Genomic DNA, 21,609 nt, shown 5'->3' on the forward strand with positions numbered 1-21,609 from the left:
TACCATTTATTTCAAAGGGTGACAACATTGAGAAGGTTTTTGGTATATTTATCCAACATGCGACTTCGTACGAAATTCCTATTTTCCTTCCTATTGATCATTATGATTATGGTTTTGATGATCGGGGCGGTCATTTATAAAGTTTCTGTCGATACGATAAAAGACAATACGGCAAACTACTCCCACTTCTTGATTGAACAAGTCGGCATTAACCTCGACAAAAGAACGTTGGATATAGAGGAACTCGCCTTCGAGCAGTTTCGGAATTCAAATCTCGATCAAGCTTTCGTCCAGGAGGGCGATGAACAAATTAGAGATGTGCTTCGCAGCAAACAAATTGCCAGTTATTTGTCTAACCTACTCTATTCTCGCGAATATTTTAAATATGCCGCGTATGTTGAGCCTAATGGCGATCCGCATGAAATCAGCAGAGTGTTGGGAAAAGCTACGATGGCTGTCGGACTAGATCCGGTTTTCCTCGACAAAGTTAAGCAGAAAAGAGGCAAGGCATTCTGGGGCCACGGTGCGGAAGGAACGCTTCAGATGACCAAATCGCTTTATGGGTTAAATTCGGGATCTTATGTCGGAATGGTCATTCTGGGCATCGACAATAAATATTTTGAAAGCATTTACTCGGAAATTAACCGCTTAACTAGCTCGGATATATTGATTTTGAACGAGGACAACCAACTCATCAGCAGTGGAGACAGGGTTCCCGTTGCGAAATATTTTATGGATGAGAATTATTACAAAATGGGAGATGGATCCGGTTATTCCTTTAAGTGGGACGGGACCAATTATTTATATACGGTACTTACCTCAGCGAAGGAAAAGTGGAAAATCGTACAAATTATTTCGGTTAAAGAATTGACCAAGGGGACGTCTGCGATTTCCTTTTGGACAATCAATATTATGATTATTGCGCTAATCGTCTCGTTTATACTTGCGGCTATTTTGTCAAAGAGCATTACAGTCAACGTTCAAATGCTTCTCCAAAGTATGACGAATTTTTCCGTTGATATTTCCCATAAGCTCATTGTGCCAAAGGGACGAGATGAAGTCGGATTACTTGCGGAAAAGTTTAACAGCATGGCAAAAAATATAAGCGAGCTTGTCAATACCGTGTACAAAGAGAAGCTTCTAAAGCAGAAGGCGGAGTATCGAACGCTTCAATTTGAATACAAAGCGTTACAGGCTCAAATTAATCCGCATTTTTTGTATAACACCCTAGAATCGATTTATGCGCTCGCCAAGTTGAGCAGCGAAGAAAAGATCGGCGAATTGATATATTTGCTCGGCTCCTTGCTGCGTGAAAGCATCGCAAAGAAGGGAGACACTATCACGCTGCGAGATGAGCTCGATTTTATTAGAAAATATTTAGTCATTAATCAAATTATTTATGAAGATAAAATAGAAATTTTCTATGAGCTCGATGAACAATGGATGGACGCTTTGGTCCCCAAATTCATTCTTCAGCCTCTTATCGAGAATGCAATCAAGCATGGAATTGAAGAAAAGCCCGGCAAAGGGATGATCCGAATTTCCTGCCGGTCCGATGGTCAAATTTTGACTTTGGAAGTGTCCGATAACGGGATCGGCATGGACGAAAAAACCATCAACCAAGTGATGAATCCATCGAATTACCCCGATCAACCCGTAAAAGATAAACATACGAGGGTCGGCATCTTAAGCGTTCATAAGCGAGTCGGGATCTTGTATGGCGGTGACTATGGTTTATCGATCCAAAGCGTTCCTGGCGAATATACGACAATTAGTATTCGGTTACCTATTATACGGGAGGAAGATCGAGATGAAAAAGAAAGTTATAGTGATTGATGATAAGCCTCTTATCGTGAAATCAATCGTACACACGATCGACTGGGAGAGTCTCGACTGTGAAGTAGTAGGTCAAGCGGAGGATGGGCTTGAAGGCGAACGGTTGATTCTAGAAATGCACCCTGATATTTTAATTACGGATATCTGTATGCCTGGGCATGATGGCCTTTACTTGTCGGAATTGATGCATACCAAGCTCCCCAGTTCCAAAACAATCCTTATTACGGGTTATCAGGAGTTTGAATATGCCCAACGAGCGGTTCGTTCAGGCGCGTTTGATTTAATCGTAAAGCCCATTCGCAACAATGATCTTTACAAGGTTGTCGAATTGGCGGTCAAGGAGATCGAGGCCATAAGGTCCGAGAAGCAGTCTGTCGAGCAGCTGAACCGTGAATATTCCGACCTGGAACAGCGCCATAATAGCAGCATTCCGTCTTTGCGCAGCAAATGGATTACCGATCTAATCGGCGGGAAAACAGAGGAGGATATAAAACGTCTCGAGTCTGTTCAGAAGGAACTGGGCATTCATCAATTCAGTAGATTTTCACTTATCGCGATTAAACCCCAGTCTGGTAGCGGGCATACTGGCGATCACCTGTCCGCCATTTCCCGCCAACAAATCGTCGGTACGGTGGTTGAAGCATCGCATAAAGATGAACTTCAAATCATCGACGCCTATTGGAATGACGATTTGTTATTCGTATGCTTATTTCCCCGTATCCCGACTACACGTGAAGCTCGCATAAAGCTGCAATCGCTTGCATCCGACTGGCTAAAGCGTATTCGAAAGCTAAGTGGCCATGGCTGCCATATTGCGGTTGGCAATCTATGGAGGTCATTGGAGGAGCTAGGGGAGGCGTACAGAGAGGTTAAAGGTTTGATGGAGTCAGGTTTTTTCTGGGGGGAAGAGGAAATTCTGCTGCAGAATTCGAATCCGATTTCCCGAGATACTGGGAAATATTCAATTATCCATGATCTGGAGAATTTTAACCGCATGTTGGAGGAGTCATCTGGCCAGGATATTATCTGTTACTTGGAACGTTTTCTGGAGCAGATTCGGGTATACAGCGAAGGAAATATTTTGGTTGTGAAGGGTCTCTTGTCCGAAGTATGCCTCTCTACCGCCCGTTATTATTTTCGATTGACTGGAGATGAGTTTGGACTGGGCAAGAGCATTGATCAAATGCTCGATGACGTATTTCGTTTAAATAGTTTAAAGGAAGCTTCAGATTATTTGGCTAGTTGGATCGGAATTGTCAAGCGCAAGGTGGAGGGTGGAGACAAAGAGTACAGCTTGATGGTTAAAAAGGTCGTTGACTATATCAATACCCATTTCTCAGAAGCAATTAATCTGACCTCCGTCGCAAACCATTTCGGTATCAGCTCCAGTTATTTAAGCCGACTTCTCCGGATGGAAACGGGCATCAACTTCGTAGATCTGGTGTCAAAGGCTAGAATCGAAGTGGCAAAACGGCTGCTGCGTGATCCTAAATACAAGGTGAACGAGGTAGGTGAGTTGGTCGGATATAAGGAATATGCTTATTTCTATCAAGTGTTCAAGCGAGTCGAGGGGCAATCTCCTAAGGAATATAAAAACGGAAGTAAAGAAATCTAATAAAACCGTTAAATACATGTATTTAAACCATTCTTGTTCTATTTTAAAGTTGTAATTGAAACAAGGGAGGGAATATGAATGATAGGACAATTGCAAAAGTACGATATTGAAGAATTAATTCGTAATGTTATTTCAGGTATGCAGGGTCTCGAAATCACGATCCAAGAGGATACGCCAGTCAGTATTATCTCGATGGATAAGTGGGATTGGTCACAAGGAGTCGGGCTGTTCTCGCTCTACCGTTTTTATTTGGAAACAGGAAATAAATCGATTCTGTCCTACTTGACCGATTGGTTCGACAATCGCATACGTGAAGGCCTTCCAGCTAAGAATGTCAACACGATGTGCCCTCTATTAACATTGAGCTATCTTTACGATCTAACAGGGAACGCCGAATATTTGCGGATATGCGAGGAATGGGCAAGCTATGCGGCAGATGAGATGCCGCGAACGAAGGAATTCGGCATTACACACAATGCGATCGACAACCCGAATCAAGGGGAACTTTGGGACGACACGTTGTATATGACGGTCCTCTTTCTGGGAAGAATGGGCGTTCTTCTAAACAAAGAGCATTATGTTCAAGAAAGTATTCGTCAATTTCTTGTGCATCTCAAATATTTGACGGATACCCGAACTGGCTTATTCTTTCATGGCTGGACATTTGAAGGTAATCATAATTTTGCTAAAGCGCTTTGGGGAAGAGGGAATGCCTGGTATACAGCAGGCATCGTCGATTTTCTCGATATGGTTAAACTTCCGCTCGGTGTTGAGCTCTTCCTCATATCTTCCTTGGAACAGCAGGTACAGAAGCTTGCGGAGCTCCAGTCTCTAAGCGGTTTATGGCACACGCTTTTGGATGATCCGACTTCCTATGAGGAAACATCGGCAACCGCTGGATTTGCATATGGCATCTTGAAGGCGATCCGAAAGGGGTATATAAGCGAATCGTACAAAGAAGTTGGAATGAAGGCGTTGAATGCGGTTATCGGTAAAATCGACGAAAAAGGAACAGTTCATGGCGTATCCTATGGAACAAGAATGGGACTTACATTGGATTTCTACAAGGAGATTCCGAAATGCCCTATGCCTTATGGGCAATCAATGGCTTTACTGATGCTGGTTGAAAGCTTGAGACATGTTGAACAATGACAACAAATTAGTGTTAAAGAAAACTAATAAAATGTAAAGAAAGTCACATTTGAAGCGCTTACACAATTTCGTATACTGTATTCAAGGCGGTTAAGACGCGATTTAATAAGTGGATTGTAAACGTTTCCGTTAATTGACTTCATTTCATTACATTTAAGGAGGGATTCGCTGGATGATGGAGGTGGAGACTCACTCCGTAAATTTAACCAAATTGGATAAAGTTGACGTCCCGACAAAAGTGGGGCCGTTCCAGAAAGAATTGAAGAAGAACTATGATTTGTATTTGTTGCTCGTCCCTGCTTTCTTGTTTTTCCTTATTTTTTCCTACGTACCAATGTTCGGTCTGCTCATCGCTTTTAAGGATTACAATTTGTTTAAAGGGGTTTTTGCCAGCGATTGGGCTGGATTGGACCACTTCAGAGAAATGCTTAAAATCCCCGCTTTCTGGCAAATGATTCGAAATACGTTAACTTTGAACGTTCTCGGATTGATCGTCGGCTTTCCTGCTCCTATCATTCTCGCATTAATGCTGAATGAAATCCGGGCGAAGTATTTCAAACGAATTTCTCAATCTCTTCTATATCTGCCGCATTTTATGTCTTGGATTGTACTTGGCGGCATCGTGTACAATATTTTATCGCCAAAATACGGGATTGTTAATGAAATCCTGAGATATTTTGGTTTCAATGAATTTTATTTTATGGCCGATAAAACTTGGTGGGTTATTATTTATACGCTTTCAGGCGTATGGGCGGCAGCTGGTTGGGGTACGATCATCTACCTGGCAGCTATGACGGCCATAGATCCTTCCCTTTATGAAGCTGCAGTTATGGACGGTGCCGGCCGCTTTCGAAAAATCTGGCACATCACCATTCCAGGTATCATGCCGACGGTCGTTATATTGCTGATTCTTACAGTCGGTCATATGGTCTCAATCGGAATCGAACAGCCCTTGGCACTTACGAACCCGGTTGTTACAAATGTATCGGAAGTAATCAGTACTTATATTTATTCGGTTGGGATCAAACAGGGACAATTCGGTTTGACGACGGCGGTAGGCATGGTTCAGTCTATCATCAATCTCATTCTTGTCTTGGGAGCAAACTACGCAGCCAAACGTATGGGGCGCGAGGGGATTTGGTAGAGCTTTGGAGAGGAGGAAGTTCATTTGAATTCAGCAGTAAGTGTCAGACCTAAGAGATTCTTCCGCAAAAAATATTCGCCGGGCGAGATCATCTTTAATGTGTTAAATTACAGTTTACTGATATTTATTACTTTCACTTGTCTGTTTCCGTTCCTCAATTCGGTTGCTAACGCTTTCAGCAGCAACCGAGCGATTCAAACGGGTTTAGTCAGTATTTTCCCCGTTGAATGGCAATGGGATGCGATGAAAACCGTATTAAGCGATAAGCAAGTCATGAGGTCGTTATGGGTAACCGTCTATATTACGGTAGTCGGAACATCACTGAATATGCTGTTTACGATTATTACCGCATATCCGCTCTCTAGAAGAGACTTAAAGGGACGTACGCTTTTTATGAACTATATGATCATTACCATGCTTTTCGGCGGCGGCTTGATTCCATTTTTTCTACTGGTAAAAGCACTTGGTATGCTGAACACGTTATGGTCGGTCATGATTCCGGGATTAATCAGTACCTTTAACGTCATTATTATGAGGACATTCTTCCAGAACATCCCTGATGAATTGCGGGAAGCTGCAATCGTTGATGGATGCGGCAACATCCGTTTCTTGATTCAAATCGTCCTGCCGCTCTCGGCAGCTTCAATGGCGACCATCGGATTGTTTTATGCGGTAGGCCATTGGAATTCTTTCTTCAGCGCAGTTCTCTTCATCAATAATCCGGATTATTATCCTTTGCAGGTAAAGCTGAGAAACATTCTGCTTCTCGCGCAAATGGATACTTCTCTTGAAACGTTACAAACGCAAAACAAGCTTCACGTGATTGAGGAATCACTTAAATCGGCAACAGTCGTATTCGCTACGTTACCGATTCTTATCGTTTATCCATTTCTGCAAAAGTATTTCGTCAAAGGAGCTATGGTAGGCTCTATTAAAGGCTGACAGGTATTGAGAATATCCAGACAAAATGTCGGCAGAGATTCTCATTAATATTAATCCTGTTTAATTCAAAGGGGGAGAACGCATGAAGAAAGGTCTCAAGCTTTGTTTGGCACTCACCATGGTCACCACTATATTTGCAGGCTGTTCGAAGAGCAATGATGCCACTACCAGCACTACCGTAGGAACTACACCACAAGCTACAACTAAAGCTGCTGAAAAGCCTCAGAAAGTAAGAGTCTCAGTCTGGGATCGCTCGAACTCACCCGATGGGTCGAAAATTTCAGACAGTGTCCTCGTAAAATGGATTCAAGAAAACGCTTTGAAAGAAGACAATTTGGATGTGGAATACGTCGCGTTACCGAGGTCTCAGGAAACGGAGAAGCTGAACGTGTGGATGGCTTCCGGCGAGGCGCCAGACATCGTGATCACTTACAACGCCGACTTGGTATTTCAGTATGCCGAGCAAGGGGGAGTATGGCAGCTTGATGAGCTGTTGGACAAATACGGTCCCGACATCAAAAAGCTGATTAAGCCTGCTCTCGACACGGCAGGTACATATAAAGGCAAACGCTACGCGATTCCAGCCCAACGCATGAATCAGGATGTAGGATCATCCATGAAAATTCGTCAAGATTGGCTTGATAAGCTTGGGATGAAAGCACCGACCACGCTTGATGAACTGTTTACTACACTTAAAGCCTTCAAGGAGAAGGACCCTGGCGGGGTCGGCAAGGATAACGTCGTACCTTGGGCACTTCCAGCTATCAACCAAGGGGCAAAAGCATTTTTCTTCGGTCCGATGTATGGAGCTGGCGTGAACAACGATGGCCCAGCTTATGACCTTTATATGCCGAACGGCAATCTAGTAAATGGTCAGTTCCATTCGGCTATTGATACTCTGGAAGGGAAGGAATACTTCTCCTTCATGAATAAGGTTTACAAAGAAGGGTTAATCTCCAAAGAGTTTGTTACAGATGTCAACTCGCAGAAATACACGCAGCAGTATACATCCGGACAAGCAGGCTTCATTGATTCCAACGATGATCCGTGGACGTTAAATACGGCTACAAGGAAAACGGTCCCTACTGCCAAATGGGTAACACTTGCGCCTCTCAAACGAAAAGACGGAAGCCAAAACATGCCCAAAGCGGCTACATTCGGATTGTTCAACATGATTCCGAAAACGACTAAAAATCCGGAATCGGCGGTCAAATTTCTTAACTTTATGGCGAAGCATATTAACGTTGTCCAAAGTGGTATTGAAGGCGTTCATTACAAAGTTGACGGTGGTCTTCGACTCCCAATCGATGCGGATAAGAACGCGAAGGAAATCAACTGGTACGTTGGAGACCTGAATCTGCTTACGCAAGGTTACATGGGCGCTCCAACCAAGGAACAGCTTCTTAAAACGACTCCGACTACACCGGAATATGCGGAATTACTGGCTCCTCACTATGATCAATTCGAGAAGTTCGGTAAAACTACACCGTTTATCGACAGCCCGCGTCCGGTCGCTCAGAAGAATATTGTGAATCTTACCAAGTACGGCTATGAGGCGCTATCTAAAGCCATTATCGCACCTGACTTTGAGAAAGAATGGGCCAGCACGGTCGACGGTTGGGTTAAGCTCGGCGGACGCGACTATGACAAAGAAGCTTCCGACAAGATTGCTGAAATGAAGAAAAAATAATCATACCCCAAAAAAAGGCCTGCATCATCCGGGAAACCGGAAGTTGCAGGCCTTTTCTCACAAAGTCATTCCGCTTCCTGCTGGGAAGCGGAAAGGTGGTGAGTTAAGTAAACGATGTGACACTATCATACATCGTTTTGTCTGATGCACGAATCAGCTTTATAAGCAGCTCTTTGGCAGCGTCATAGTCATCGGTATGGATTATGGAAGTGGATGTGTGAATATAGCGGGCACATATTCCAAGCACAGCTGTTGGAACTCCCCGTCCATGGAGATGAATTTTGCCTCCATCGGTGGCTCCTGGCGAGATAAAGAACTGATAAGGGATTTGATTGGTTTCGGCAATATCAAGAATGAATTCTGTTAATGTGCGGTTCGGGATGATCGAGCTGTCAAGGATTCGCACGACGGCCCCTTTTCCGATGCGGCCTAGCGCATGTGGATCACCGCCGGCATCGCCTGCCGGTCCGGCCTCTAATGTATAGCACAAATCCGGATCAATAAGTGCGGCTGCGGTTTGCGCTCCACGCATGCCGACTTCTTCCTGTACGGTCGCACCTGCATATAAGGTATTCGGCAGCGAATCCGATTTCAGCTCTCGAATCAAGTCGATAGCAAGTCCGACTCCAAAACGGTTATCCCAAGCCTTGGCCACTATTTTCTTCTCGTTGCTTAAAAGTGTGAATTCGCTCACGGGTACAATCGGCAGACCCGGACGAATCCCCATACTCAACGCATGATCGCGATTGTCCGCTCCGATATCGAGAAGCATAGCTGCGATTTCCACCGGCTTGCTTCGTTGCGCTTCGTCTAGCAGGTGACGGGGAGTGGAAGCGATGACTCCGAGAACGGGACCGTGGGATGTTATGATTTGCATCCTTTGGGCGAGCAGCACCTGATTCCACCAACCGCCTAACGCTTGAAAGCGGATCATGCCATTGTCGAGGATTGTTGTCGACATGAAGCCGACCTCATCCATATGGCCACCGGCCATAATTCGCGGACCTGCTGGATTTCCTCGGAGAACCCCGAATAAGCTCCCTAAACGATCTTCCACGAACTCTTCGGTATGTTTCGCCAATTCCTCACGAAGGAACCGCCGCACCTCGTGCTCAAATCCGGGTGCTCCAGGAAGCTCCGTCAACGTTTTAAACATTTGTTTTGTCGCCTGATCCATTCTAATTTCCTCCCATCCGGGTTCTCTTTACCAAATTATCCCGAGTCCGAAAGCATGTCAATAACTGTAAATGAAAACCGCAAGAAACCTAATAAAAAAACAAAATAGCATGATGTGAAACGCTTTCATCGAATTTTATACTAGGGAGGACCATTAAACTGCTACGGGAGTTGATTCCATTGAACCGTTCTGTGAAGGAAACGATCCAGGAAATCATTAAATTGCAAGATGATAGATTAACCGAGTATCGGAGAAATCGGCAGGAGAATGTTGCAGCTGGGAAAACCCCTGAGCCTCTCGGGCTCGGCTCTGCCTGCCTGATGCTGCCTCTTTATGTGCACGCTGAATCCATCTATTATCGGGACTCTTCTTTGCTGCCCGAAATCAATGAAGCGATGATTAATTTTTTGGATACCCAGCTTGAAAGCGGCTGCATTTCGCTTGTCAATTGTAACATTGATTCCCCGCCGGACACTGCATTTACTACACACCTTACCACCTTGCTTTATCAAGTAGCCGATCGGTACAGCATGAAAGAGCTTGAGTGGGCAAAAGGGTCTCTATATCTTTTCCTTGAACGAGCGAAACCTTGTCTTCTGAATGGCGGCATCCATACGCCGAATCATCGTTGGGTAATGGCAGGGGCCCTCGCAAAAATGTATGAGATTTTTGGCGATGAGGCTTTCCGTAATCGCGCTTTTCAATTTTTAGATGAAGGTTTCGATCTGACGGAATACGGCGAATGGACGGAGCGCAGTAATGCGATATACAACGGCGCATGCGCTATCCACTTATTTGACGTTGGATTGATTTTCAATTACGAGCCTGCGATTGCGGCAGTTCGCTCCAATTTAAATATGATGCAGTACATGCTGCATCCGGACCAATCCATCGTTACGGAGTATTCCGGACGTCAGGATTTTGGGCAAACCATGATGATGAATGACTGGTATTACGTTGTTTGCCGTTTGATGGCGGTACATGATCAAAGTCCCGTGTTCGGCGCAATGGCCGATGTAGCTGATAAAACAGCACCGCGCGGATCTCATGCTTTGATGTACTGGATGCTTTATCCGGAGGAGATGGACGCCTCTGAATGGATGGGACAGCTTTCTGACGAATATACGATTTTACTAGGAGAAGAGAACGAGGTGCCGGTGCCGAAGAACGTTCCGTATCTTGGCAAACTTGTTCAACATCCGCATGGAGCTTCCGTTCTGCGATATCGGAAGGGCAAAATAAGTGTAACAGCGATGGCAGGACAACCGGAGCTTCTACACATCCGCTACGGCAAGGCCGTCATGCACGGGCTAAAGCTAGGAGCCGGTTGGTTCGGTATTGGAGCGGTAGCATTCCCCTCGATCAAGCAAGTAGGAGAGAACACTTATCGCATGCAGCTTGAACTAGAGGGATGTTACTGGAATCCGCTGCCAAAGCACTTGACAGAAGGAACAGATGGAATATACGTCAAGATGCCCAATAATTTGCGTGAGAAGACGCATATCCAACATTTGCCGATAGCAGTGGAGATTACTCTGCTGGACAACGGTGTGGATGTACGGGTAGTGTCTGAGACGATTCCAAACATATATTTGCAAGCCGTTTGCATGTTCGACGCGAGAGGGAAAATGACAGGTTCGAGTTTAAATGAAGCGGCCCCGGGGATTGTGCAGCTGACGGAAGGTGAAGCTTCATTTACGTTCGAGGAGGATTCCATCCATATTTCGACGGGAGCTCTTGAACATATTGATGTTTCCATGCGTAACGACAAGGTAAACCGCGATGTGCAAAACCTAACCGTCAATTGGAAGACGCCGACAGACCGCACTCTCCGCTTCCGTTTTTCTAATAGCTTGTAAAGAGGAGTGAAGGCTTGTGGCTAAAAAAATTGAAGTTGACGTTACCGACTATAGCTTCCTTGAAGCTGATTCCGCTTATAAGGGATTTCTTCTAAGACCGATCGACACCGCTCGTTTATTGCTTCCGTGCTTCTGGCTCGAATTCGAATTATCACGGATGACGATAGGTTGGGTGCCAAGTGTTCCCAATTGGGAGATCAAAGGCGAGCTCGTTCGGATGGGCTATTTGCATACAGAGCATATGAAGCTGCTGAAGGAACGAATCCATGAGCTGCCCGGTTCGGACATCGGTGAGCACTCAATGACGCCTCCTGGACTTAGGGAAGCTTGCCAAAGAATCTCTTTTGCGCCAACGTTCGAGGAATTCGCAGCGGGTTATCAATTTCTCTTAACAAAGCTAAACCGTCGCTATGAGGACTTTATGGAGTCGCTAGATCCAATTCTTGATGCTCCGACTATCGATCGAATCCGGCATGTCCTTGTAGATCGCGATACGCTTCTGGGATGGGCGGCTCCACATTTGAAGTTTGTTTGTGTCGACGATCCTGCAGGTCGAGAGGCTTATCGAGATTGGCTCCGTTATGTGCATGATGTATGGACCTTACTGGAAAAGTCCGAGCCGGGGAAGATACCAGATTGGCCTGCGCATCCCTCCCGCGAGCCGGCTGGTCCCGTTCCTGCTCAAGCGGCTCATGACCCCCGTTACCCGCTCGTCGATCTGAAAAAATATAAGAGCGCAATGTTCGATCCGAAATCACCGACATACGATAGCGTCAAACATATGGTGTTTATCAACGCCAGTGAGATGTCAGCTGTTGAAAGTCTCTGCTACCTGTATTACGGCGTTCAGGGCATGCCGGTTGATTTCTACATGGATGTCGCTCGTCATACATGGGATGAGGTCAGGCACAGCCAAATGGGTGTCCGTCGGCTTAAGCAATGGGGGTATCAAACGGAAGACTTTGCTTGGCATCCTCCGACCATACCGACCCCCGAAACGATGCAACAGGTGTTTCCGGAATTTTACTCCAGTTTGACCATGGTTATGGAGCCATGCTCTTTTATCAAAAAACGTAAATCGATCACCGCCTTTATGGATCATGGCGATCCGTTATCATCCATACAATCCGAATATGATATTGCTGATGAACGGTTACATGTAGGATTCGGTCAAAGATGGGGCGCCAAGCTGTTCGAACATGCCGGGAATTTCGTTGCAGCGGGCAAAGCAGCGGAAACCGTCAAACGAATGCATCTAGTCAAAATGGGCTACTCCCAGGAGCAAATTGACAAAGTTCTTAAGAGCTTTCCCGAGTTTTGCGGGTTTGCCACCATGGATTTGAATTATGCGAAATATTGAGCATCGATGAATCTTCTCCCCAGCGTATAGGAACTGAAAACTCGGGAGTTTTGAATCCGAAAGGGGGAGCAGGGATGAGCCTAAGTGTATACCATTTACGAGTGGAGTATCTGAATGATCCTCTTGGAATCGACCGTCAGCGGCCCAAACTCGGGTGGCGGCTCGATTCGATCAGACGCAGGTCCGTTCAAACGGCATATCGAATTATAGTCGCATCAAGCCATGAAGCGTTATTGAGGGATGAAGGTGATATGTGGGATACGGGAAAGATGATGTCGGACCGTTCCCAGCATATTGAATATGATGGCGAGAATCTGGAGTCAGGGAAGAAATATTTCTGGAAGGTCAAAGTATGGGATCGGGAAGGTCAATCTTCAAGCTGGAGTGAGCCAGCACATTGGTCGATGGGATTGCTGGAACGCAATGAATGGCTAGGCAAATGGATCGGCTTGAAATCCCCTCATCAACCGACTCATGCGGAACCGAAGCCGGCGGTATACTTAAGGAGTGCATTTTCCGTCACAAAGCCGGTACGTCGGGCAGTTTTGCACGCTGCCGCACTCGGTGCCTATGAGTTCTATGTGAATGGCCGTAGAATCGGTGACAGCTCTTTGGCTCCGGACTGGACGGATTATAACATTCGCCTGCAATATCAAACCTATGAGATTACCGAAGATATAGCCGATGGGTGGAATGGAGTCGGCATCCTGCTCGGCCATGGATGGTATTCCGGATATATTGGAATGTTCGGCTTCGGGCGCTACGGCAAGGATCCAAAGATTTTGGTGCAGTTAAATATCGAATATGACGACGGATCCGTGCAGAAGGTGACGACTGACGAGTCATGGAGGGCATCGTTCGGACCTCTGATCGCTACTGATTTCCACATGGGAGAAAGATTCGACGCTCGGATTGCGATCGATGGGTGGAACGAATCCTCTTTTGATGATCGTCATTGGAAACATGCTGATACGTTTTACGATTATAAGGGCTTTCTATCGGCTGCAATCTGTCCGCCGATCAAACCCGTATGTGAGCTCCAACCACAGTCCATCGAACGGAAGATTAATGGGAATTACATCATCGATATGGGCCAAAATATGGTCGGGCGCGTTCGTATCCAATTGTCTGGAGAATCTGGCGTTACGGTCTGCCTGCGTCATGGAGAAGCGTTGGATGCGAACGGCGCGTTATATACGGAAAATTTGAGATTGTCTCGTCAAACCGATACCTACATTATGAACGGTGATGAGGCCGCATGGTTCGAGCCGCATTTCGCCTTACACGGATTTCGGTATGTGGAGGTTTCCGGTTTTGACGGAGTTTTATTGAAAGACGATGTAATCGGGATTGTTATTCATACTGATATGTCGAAGGCTGGTGCCTTAGAAACGTCGCATCCCTTACTGAATCAATTGATCAGTAACATCGAATGGACGCAGCGTGGTAACTTTATAAGCGTACCGACGGATTGCCCGCAGCGTGACGAACGTCATGGCTGGACGGGTGATGCTCAATTATTTTTCCGAACGGCTTGCTATCAAATGGATGCAGCTTCATTTTTCACAAAGTGGTTGACTGACTTAACAGATGCCCAACGCCCCACCGGTGCGTTTACCGATTTTGCCCCATTTATCCCAGGAGCGAAAACAGAGCACGGGGGGGATATGACCTATGATCACACCGCTTCGGCAGGTTGGGCGGATGCCGGCGTCCTCGTCCCGTGGATGATGTATCAGGTTTATGGTGACAAGCGGATCCTTCAGGAGCATTATCAGTCGATGACTCGGTGGATCGGCTTCCTTCGCGTGATGCATCCCGAAAATCTTCGGAAAGACTTGCCGCAATACGGGGATTGGCTTTCGATCCCAGAAAGCGGTGGGGTGGCGGAGCTTCGCAATGTATCTTCCTTATCCACGACTCCATACGATGTATTTTCTACGGCTTATTATGCGCACACCGCTGGGGTGATGGCACGAATCGCCGATACGATCGGGTACTTAGAGGACGCAAAGGAATATGGAAAGCTTCATCACCAGATCAAGAATGCGTTCCTTGAAGCGTTTGTCGATGCCTCAGGACATATTAAAGGCGATACCCAGACTGCATATGTGATGGCATTAGCGATGGATTTGTTGCCAGAAAGCAATCGTCAGGCTGCGATAAATAGACTCCTATTCCTACTGAAGCAAAGGGAGTGGCACCTGTCGACCGGCATACACGGAACCAGGTACTTGCTTCCACTGCTTATGGAAACCGGACATGAGGATATCGCGTTCCGAATAATGATGAAAGAGACTTTTCCCTCCTGGCTTTATTCGGTAAACCAAGGCGCTACTACCATCTGGGAAAGGTGGGACGGTTGGACGGAGGAGAAGGGCTTCCAACGCGCCGGAATGAATTCGTTGAATCATTACGCTCTTGGTTCGGTAGGCGAATGGCTATATCGATATGTCGGAGGAATTGATTACGAAGAGCCGGGCTTCAAACGGATCTCCATTCATCCACGGACTGGGGGAGGACTGGAACAAGTCCGTTGCAGTTACGAGTCGATAAACGGGCCAATTTCCTGCGCGTGGAAGAAGTCGGAAGGATGCTTTCAACTGGATCTTTTTATCCCTGCCAACACGACAGCTTCCGTACGCATCCCTCTGCGCTCGGGTCAAACGGTGTTTGAGAATGACCAAGATGTTTGCTTGTCGGATGAGATCGCGCTCGTTACGAAGGGATCGGATTTTTGGTTGCTGGATGTCGGTTCCGGACAATACCGTTTCACGGTGGAAGATGAGCGTACAATCAAGTAGAAGGAATCGGAGGGATCGGAATGTCAGATGGTGCGAGGCAGGGGTCCAGCAAGAAAGAGCTGAGACGCATTCCGCAGGCAGTCGAATTACGTAGGGCGGCGTCCTTTCATAGGAGCTTAATCGGAATGACTGGAGCCTGGATTGCAAGATTGAGGCATGCTGAAGTCAAATATATGGCGGCCAAGCACTTGTGGGAGTGGGCTGAGCAATTCAACACATTGAGAAAGAGGCTCCTGGAGTTGCCAGGTACGAAACCAGATGCGCCGCTTGAGGATCATCTGAACAGTGTGATTGAGGAAGCGCTGTTTGCATCCGACGAAGAACCTTTTCTGGAAACGCTCTATTCGGTGTTTTTGCCAGCCCTTTGCTGCGCATACGAAGATTATATCCAGTTGACAGTCGAGTTGCCGGACCGTCCGTCTGTCCGTATTTTGAAAGAAATCATAAGCGCACTCGACAAACAAATGATCGAAGGCAGCGCCATGCTTCAACAGATTCGGGTTGAAGATTCAGTTGAATCGGCTGCCTCCCAATGGGTTAAGCATATACGTTCCTTGCTGCATATCGCAGGAGGCGTAAGCGGAATCACGGAAGTGGGGAGCGTTGAAACGAAACGGCGCTTTGCGGGTTATACATATCAGTCTCCTGAGCGCCAGCACCGATCTGTGAATTCGTACTATTCTTATGAACATCCAATCGATGGGTATCTGTGGTCGCAAAACTTGAAGGGAGATCCTTTAATCGAGCGTGCCGCCCTTGCTGTCTGGTTGTATAACGAGTTGGATGCGGCGGAATACATCTCACCGATTTTGTATGAAGTAAAAGGCATGCCATGGGAATTTTATTATGACGTTGCGCGTCATACCTGGGATGAGGCTCGACATTCCGAGTTCGGCTTGAAGTTGATGACTGCTTTAGGTTTTTCTCCTGAGGAGTTTGAAGTATGGGTCGCCACTTACATGAGCTCCATCCAAATGAAGCCTCACGAGCGGTATGCGGCAGTTACGTGTTGGTACGAACCAGGCAGTTTCCAAGTTAAGCCTGATTATTTGGAAAGACTCGCGAATGAAGCCGGAGGGACGGATTTGGCGGTAGAGCTTCTTCGGTTCGACCTTGCCGATGAAACGCTTCACGTAGCATTCGGTCATAAATGGGTGGAACAGTTAATGCGTCATTACGGTGATTTTAGAACCGTTAATGAATTTGTGGATAGTGTCAAAAGGCTAGGTACCACGCTGCGGGAACAGCAAGCGACAGCCTTTACAAGAACGATGCCGCATGGGCAGCGCCATAACCTCGAATCGATTAAGCAGCATATGGAACAGTGGATGCTTGAGAAGGGGAAGGTTATTCCGCTCTCCACAGCTCGGAAGTAGAACGGAGAAATCGGGTGAAACAGATGACTTTCGGTCAGAGGGTTTTGGACTACGAGGATGAGATTATATATCACGTATGCGAACTGATTCGAATCCGAAGTGTAATAGCCGATCCGAAGGAAGGGATGCCCTATGGCGAAGGCATTCATTCAGCTTTGACATATGTGCTGCGGCTTGCCGAACAGCTGGGATTTACGATTCGCAATGTGGGCGGATATGCGGGGCATGCGGAGTACGGCGAAGGCGATGAAATTGCAGCGGTATTGGTTCATGTCGATACCGTACCCGAAGGAGACGGATGGAGTCTTGATCCTTTTCAAGCCGTCATTCAGGAAGGCCGGATCTATGGAAGAGGAGCGTCCGATAATAAAGGAGCAGCCATTGCCGCTCTGTTTTCCCTAAAAGCTATTCTAGATTCGGGTTTAACTCCCAAAAAGAGGCTTCGGATTATTTTTGGCACGAACGAGGAAAACGGCATGACCGATCTAGACGAATATTTTGCTCAAGAGCCGCTTCCAGATTACGGATTTACACCCGATGCCGCCTATCCGATCATCAATGCGGAAAAAGGATTTTATGTCATTCGTTTATCCGTTGCTCACTGCAGCAGTCCCGTCGTTTTATTCGGTGGAAGTGCCCCCAATGTAGTGCCTGACCGCTGTTATGCCGAAATCGATACGGCGTCGCTTGATGCAGAGGAGACGGAACGTTTCTATCGGTTGGCCAAATCTGCAGACAGAATTGAATGCCGATCTGAGAATGGCAGGTTTCTGCTGGAAGCCAGAGGAAGAAGCGGTCATGGGTCATATCCGCCGTCAGGCATAAATGCCGTGTCTGTAATGGTTGAGCTTCTGTGTAACCTTCCGCTGACCGGAGAGTCAATGGGGTTCATTGGATTTGTTCGAGAAAAATTAGGATTTGAAGCGTTTGGAGAATCATTAGAGTTGGCCAAAAGCGACCCGGTTCATGGGCGTTTAACCGTCAATCTTGGTCAAATGAACGTAGATAATAACGAAAGTTCCATTATTTTGAACTTGCGGTATCCGGTTACCGAAGACGGACCATCCATTATAGAAGCCCTCTGCCGCATCTCCGGTGCTTACGGGATTAAAGTGGAGGTGCTGCAGCATCTTGAGCCGCTTCATGTTCCGGCGGATCATCCTTTGATCAAAAAGCTATCAAGAGCTTATGAAACCATTACCGGTGAGAAGGCAGAACTGCTGTCAATCGGAGGGGGGACGTATGCGAGAAAGCTGCAAAACCGGGGCGTTGCTTTCGGACCCGGTTTTCGGGGCACCGATACGCGTGCTCATCAGCCCGACGAGTTTGTGCCGATTGATGATTTGTTGCGCCATGCTGTAATTTGTACGCAGGCGATGTATGAATTGCTGGACGAGGGGGATGGTTGAAATGACTTATTTACCGAATACGATATCCCGCCGAGACCGTTACAGGCTGGCTGTGGATGAATATAAATTTTATCAACAAAACGGATATTTAATTGTCAAATCACTGTTAAGTCCTGATGATGCAGGCAAGCTGCGCCAGTGGGCGGACGATATTCTGTATGGGCGGGAAGAGGTTCCTGGGCTCGGCTCTGTAGAGCCTGGTACACCTCTAGACCAACTAGTGAGACGTTTTACCCGAATCCATATGCTGCACCGATCGCATCCAACAGCGGAGTGGGGGCTTTTGCACCCTCGGGTTTTGGACGTGATTGAAGCGTTGGTTGGCCCCGATGTTCTTGCGCTTCAGTCGATGAATTTCTTCAATCCTCCCGGACTAGGAGGGCAGGGTTGGCACCAGGATGCTTATTACATTCCTACTTATCCGGATACACTGATCGGAGCATGGATCGCACTCGAAAGAGCGGATGTGGAGAATGGCTGCCTTTGGGTGGCTCCTGGTTCTCATTGCGAGCCGATTTACCCTCCCAGCAATGCCAGTTTCTCGGTTCATTCGCTCGGAGCTTTTCAAAATCTCGATCCGATTGAACATGCCAGTCATCAAGACGATGAGATAAACACGCTCTCCCAAAAAGCAACCAAATATCCCTCTAAGGTTCCGGTCGAGTTGGAGAAAGGTGACGTTTTATTCTTCCACAGCCATTTATTTCATCGATCATACCCAAACCAATCGGAAGACCGATTCAGAAGGTCCTTTGTTTGCCATTATAGCAATGCAAGATCGTGGGTGCCTTGGAATCATGGGGCTCCCTTCGAAGGGGAAGCTGCCAATCAGCATCATATCTTGGCGCGTGGCCAAACTCATCTGCCGTATGCGCTCCCCCAATTTGACACTTCAGTTGATACTAATACGAAAACAGATGAGAAGCTGGATCAAAAAGCACCTACCCGGATGATGGGATCAGAGGACGGCTTTATGACGGAACAGACGTCCTGAATAACGACTATCTAGGTGAAAAACAGAAAGGAAGTTGGCACATGAATCGACAATCGTACTTGGCATATGTCAAAGAGGCTGTACTGGAAGGACGTAAGCAATATGAGCAGTCCATCGAACACTGGAAAAAATCATTCGAGCCCGACCGCTTTCTGGGGATGTATATCCCACCGGGAAACATACCGATTCAGGCGCAAGCAGAAGGCTTCCTATATCGTATTACCGGCGAACGCGAATATGGAGAACAGGCGAAACGCATGCTGCTCGCCATCGATGAGTTCAAGACGATCGTACCCAAAGAAATCACAGAGCGTCATCCGGAATATGCCAAAGGGATCCCGTCCTTCGAGACGATGTTTCAAGGAAATTACTATATTCAGGGCTACCTATTCATAAAAGGGTCGGAGCTGTTAAGCGAAGAGGATACGCGCCAGATCGAGGATTCGATTCGCAGCGCGATTTATGGAATGATGCATTTCCCCGAATGGGGCGCTCACAACCGCTCCATGCTGCGCGTATTTGCCTTGTCACTCGCCATAACCGCCTTAGGGGACACGGAGGAAACGAGGGAATGGGCAAAGCTGCGTGATGTGCTCGCGGAGGAATCGTACGGCCGATGGTCAATCGAGGACGCGGAGCTTTATTTGCCGTTATGGCTTATTTCCTGCATCGCGTATGCCGAGCATACCGGAAAGGAAGCGGACTATTACTCTAGGCCGCAAACGAAATATTATTTCGATTTTATTACGCGCGCGATTACTCCTTATGGGCTGCTCCCGGATTTCGGCGATTCCCATCTCAACTGCAATTGGTTTCTCTGGTTTGTCTGTCTGGAAAAAGGCGCTGCCCAATATCGTTGCGGACAAATGAGGTATGCCGCAAAGCAGATCCGGGATTATGCCATGAGTCAGGAAGCAGGTCCTCCGTCCGTTTTCTTGGCGTGCTACTTCGCCTATGCCTATTTGTGGGCGGACGAAACGCTGGAGCCGGTAAAGCCGGAGTGGAAAAGCGAGCTTCTCTTGGATGACGTCATCGGGAAAAAAATCGTCTTTCGCGATGGCTCACACGAAGACGCAACCTATTTGCTCCATAATTTTCGGGATGAAGGCGATTATTCCTTTACTTCGCGCGAATATCTTCGCCGCACGATCAACGCACCCGCCGAAAAGGCGCATCACGGCCATGCCGATGAAAACTCCATTCTGATGCTGGTAAAGGAGCAAAACATCCTCCTTGCTGAGTCGGGATACCGGGATGGGGCGCCAAACGGAAGATACCGCGCAGACATTTATCACAACCGTCTCGTCTTTCGCAGCGGGCAACCTGACCCGGGGCAGAGCATGTACGACTATATTCACGACGACGGGACATATAGACGCGTCGCAACGGAACTGCTTCATTTCCATTCCTTCGATGGAATCGAGTACACCAGGACCCGCTTGAACGATCCGTACCGTCAAATGGTATGGGATCGCTCCATCACGTATGTAAAAGAAGATGGAGCGTTTATCGTCGTCGACTGGACGGTATCGCAAACCGATCAATCGATCAGCACAGTAAATTTGTGGCATCCCGGCATGGTTTTGGAGGCGGACAACGACTATTATATCGGACAGGTGCAGCATATTCACAGGTTCCCTGGGGACACTCAGCCGTTCATCAACCGGCGAGAGCTGGCCTTATTAATCGAATTTCCCGGAAGCGACCGTTCGAAGGGGTATGAGACGATCAGACGTTGCTACGGAGAGAGCCACATGGTTTATGAAACGGACAGCAGGCACGTTCGTGCCGGAGAGATGAACTGCTTCATTACCGTGCTTACGCCTATTTCCGCAAATGGCGACGCACGGAACATCGCCGGAAGAACAAAAGTGACAGCGCTTTCGGGGGCGAACGATCAGCTTGCTTTGGAATATAACGTTTCCGGCAAAAAAATTGAATTTACCTATAAGCTGGATTTAAATAAAGGACTGATCGACACTCCTCATTATCCGAAATATTCTTGGGAGCAAAGCCGCCTTCCTTACGGGAGCATCGAAACCGATGCTGATTTTTCATATGTGGAAACGAGAGACTCGGATTCGAATTCGGAATCGTCGGGAACGTTCGGCTTTATTAACGGGCTCGGAGTCCGTTACCACGGCGAGGATTTGTTTGTGACGCCGGTCATGTCTTCTTACCAATTCCACACCGGTACATATGCGATCGCCAATCATAAGTGGCGCGCATGGAGCGGATCGATCCGCTAGCT

The 21,609-nt window shown here is 47.2% G+C and carries 14 protein-coding genes; 13 read left to right on the forward strand and 1 reads right to left on the reverse strand.

The features are described 5' to 3' along the window. The first annotated feature begins 27 nt into the window (after nt 1-27). From AC58QC_RS06635 to AC58QC_RS06660, 6 genes are all read left to right on the forward strand, one after another. Complete coding sequence (locus AC58QC_RS06635) at nt 28-1,836, forward strand: sensor histidine kinase (protein ID WP_497414399.1); 1,809 nt, start codon at nt 28-30, stop codon at nt 1,834-1,836. Next, nucleotides 1,811-3,451 carry a response regulator gene (locus tag AC58QC_RS06640; RefSeq protein ID WP_497414400.1) on the forward strand — a complete coding sequence of 547 codons (1,641 nt, stop codon included), beginning with the start codon at nt 1,811-1,813 and terminating at the stop codon, nt 3,449-3,451. The genes AC58QC_RS06635 and AC58QC_RS06640 overlap by 26 nt, the downstream gene beginning before the upstream one ends. Nucleotides 3,452-3,529: 78 nt before the next feature. Next, nucleotides 3,530-4,603 (forward strand): beta-galactosidase BglB, encoded by a 1,074-nt coding sequence (gene bglB, locus AC58QC_RS06645; protein ID WP_497414401.1) that lies wholly within the window; start codon nt 3,530-3,532, stop codon nt 4,601-4,603. 172 nt (nt 4,604-4,775) lie between these two features. Continuing rightward, a complete protein-coding gene (locus tag AC58QC_RS06650; RefSeq protein WP_497414402.1) occupies nt 4,776-5,747 on the forward strand; it encodes an ABC transporter permease in 972 nt (323 codons plus the stop codon). Nucleotides 5,748-5,771: 24 nt separating this feature from the next. Then, nucleotides 5,772-6,689, forward strand: coding sequence for a carbohydrate ABC transporter permease (locus AC58QC_RS06655; RefSeq protein WP_497414403.1), 918 nt, complete (start codon nt 5,772-5,774; stop codon nt 6,687-6,689). Between the two features lie 82 nt (nt 6,690-6,771). Next, on the forward strand, nt 6,772-8,379 hold the full coding sequence (locus tag AC58QC_RS06660) for an extracellular solute-binding protein (RefSeq protein ID WP_497414404.1): 1,608 nt from the start codon (nt 6,772-6,774) through the stop codon (nt 8,377-8,379). A gap of 103 nt (nt 8,380-8,482) precedes the next feature. On the opposite strand, the gene AC58QC_RS06665 is transcribed toward AC58QC_RS06660, so the two are convergent. Continuing rightward, the gene (locus tag AC58QC_RS06665; protein ID WP_497414405.1) at nt 8,483-9,556 is read right to left on the reverse strand and encodes a M42 family metallopeptidase; all 1,074 of its coding nucleotides are present in this window, start codon (nt 9,554-9,556) and stop codon (nt 8,483-8,485) included. Nucleotides 9,557-9,735: 179 nt separating this feature from the next. On the opposite strand from AC58QC_RS06665, the gene AC58QC_RS06670 reads away from it, so the two are divergent. The 7 genes from AC58QC_RS06670 (at nt 9,736) to AC58QC_RS06700 (ending at nt 21,607) form a co-directional block, all read left to right on the forward strand. Continuing rightward, nucleotides 9,736-11,415 carry a hypothetical protein gene (locus AC58QC_RS06670; RefSeq protein ID WP_497414406.1) on the forward strand — a complete coding sequence of 560 codons (1,680 nt, stop codon included), beginning with the start codon at nt 9,736-9,738 and terminating at the stop codon, nt 11,413-11,415. Between the two features lie 16 nt (nt 11,416-11,431). Then, nucleotides 11,432-12,775 carry a DUF455 family protein gene (locus AC58QC_RS06675; protein ID WP_497414407.1) on the forward strand — a complete coding sequence of 448 codons (1,344 nt, stop codon included), beginning with the start codon at nt 11,432-11,434 and terminating at the stop codon, nt 12,773-12,775. A gap of 74 nt (nt 12,776-12,849) precedes the next feature. Further along, on the forward strand, nt 12,850-15,579 hold the full coding sequence (locus AC58QC_RS06680; protein ID WP_497414408.1) for an alpha-L-rhamnosidase: 2,730 nt from the start codon (nt 12,850-12,852) through the stop codon (nt 15,577-15,579). A gap of 20 nt (nt 15,580-15,599) precedes the next feature. Next, nucleotides 15,600-16,955 carry a DUF455 family protein gene (locus AC58QC_RS06685; RefSeq protein WP_497414409.1) on the forward strand — a complete coding sequence of 452 codons (1,356 nt, stop codon included), beginning with the start codon at nt 15,600-15,602 and terminating at the stop codon, nt 16,953-16,955. 23 nt (nt 16,956-16,978) lie between these two features. Then, nucleotides 16,979-18,364, forward strand: coding sequence for a dipeptidase PepV (pepV, locus tag AC58QC_RS06690; RefSeq protein ID WP_497414683.1), 1,386 nt, complete (start codon nt 16,979-16,981; stop codon nt 18,362-18,364). A gap of 1 nt (nt 18,365) precedes the next feature. After that, on the forward strand, nt 18,366-19,358 hold the full coding sequence (locus AC58QC_RS06695; protein WP_497414410.1) for a phytanoyl-CoA dioxygenase family protein: 993 nt from the start codon (nt 18,366-18,368) through the stop codon (nt 19,356-19,358). A gap of 41 nt (nt 19,359-19,399) precedes the next feature. After that, entirely contained in the window at nt 19,400-21,607 is a 2,208-nt protein-coding gene (locus tag AC58QC_RS06700; protein WP_497414411.1) for a hypothetical protein, read from the forward strand. Nucleotides 21,608-21,609: the final 2 nt, after the last annotated feature.

The sequence above is a fragment of the Paenibacillus sp. J22P51 genome, from assembly GCF_059692215.1.

Bases quoted from the DNA above. Each gene is read 5' to 3' on its own strand.
- AC58QC_RS06640 (WP_497414400.1), top strand. From the start codon at position 1,811: ATGAAAAAGAAAGTTATAGTGATTGATGATAAGCCTCTTATCGTGAAA.
- bglB (WP_497414401.1), top strand. From the start codon at position 3,530: ATGATAGGACAATTGCAAAAGTACGATATTGAAGAATTAATTCGTAAT.
- AC58QC_RS06650 (WP_497414402.1), top strand. From the start codon at position 4,776: ATGATGGAGGTGGAGACTCACTCCGTAAATTTAACCAAATTGGATAAA.
- AC58QC_RS06660 (WP_497414404.1), top strand. From the start codon at position 6,772: ATGAAGAAAGGTCTCAAGCTTTGTTTGGCACTCACCATGGTCACCACT.
- AC58QC_RS06665 (WP_497414405.1), bottom strand. From the start codon at position 9,556: ATGGATCAGGCGACAAAACAAATGTTTAAAACGTTGACGGAGCTTCCT.
- AC58QC_RS06680 (WP_497414408.1), top strand. From the start codon at position 12,850: ATGAGCCTAAGTGTATACCATTTACGAGTGGAGTATCTGAATGATCCT.
- AC58QC_RS06685 (WP_497414409.1), top strand. From the start codon at position 15,600: ATGTCAGATGGTGCGAGGCAGGGGTCCAGCAAGAAAGAGCTGAGACGC.
- pepV (WP_497414683.1), top strand. From the start codon at position 16,979: ATGACTTTCGGTCAGAGGGTTTTGGACTACGAGGATGAGATTATATAT.
- AC58QC_RS06695 (WP_497414410.1), top strand. From the start codon at position 18,366: ATGACTTATTTACCGAATACGATATCCCGCCGAGACCGTTACAGGCTG.
- AC58QC_RS06700 (WP_497414411.1), top strand. From the start codon at position 19,400: ATGAATCGACAATCGTACTTGGCATATGTCAAAGAGGCTGTACTGGAA.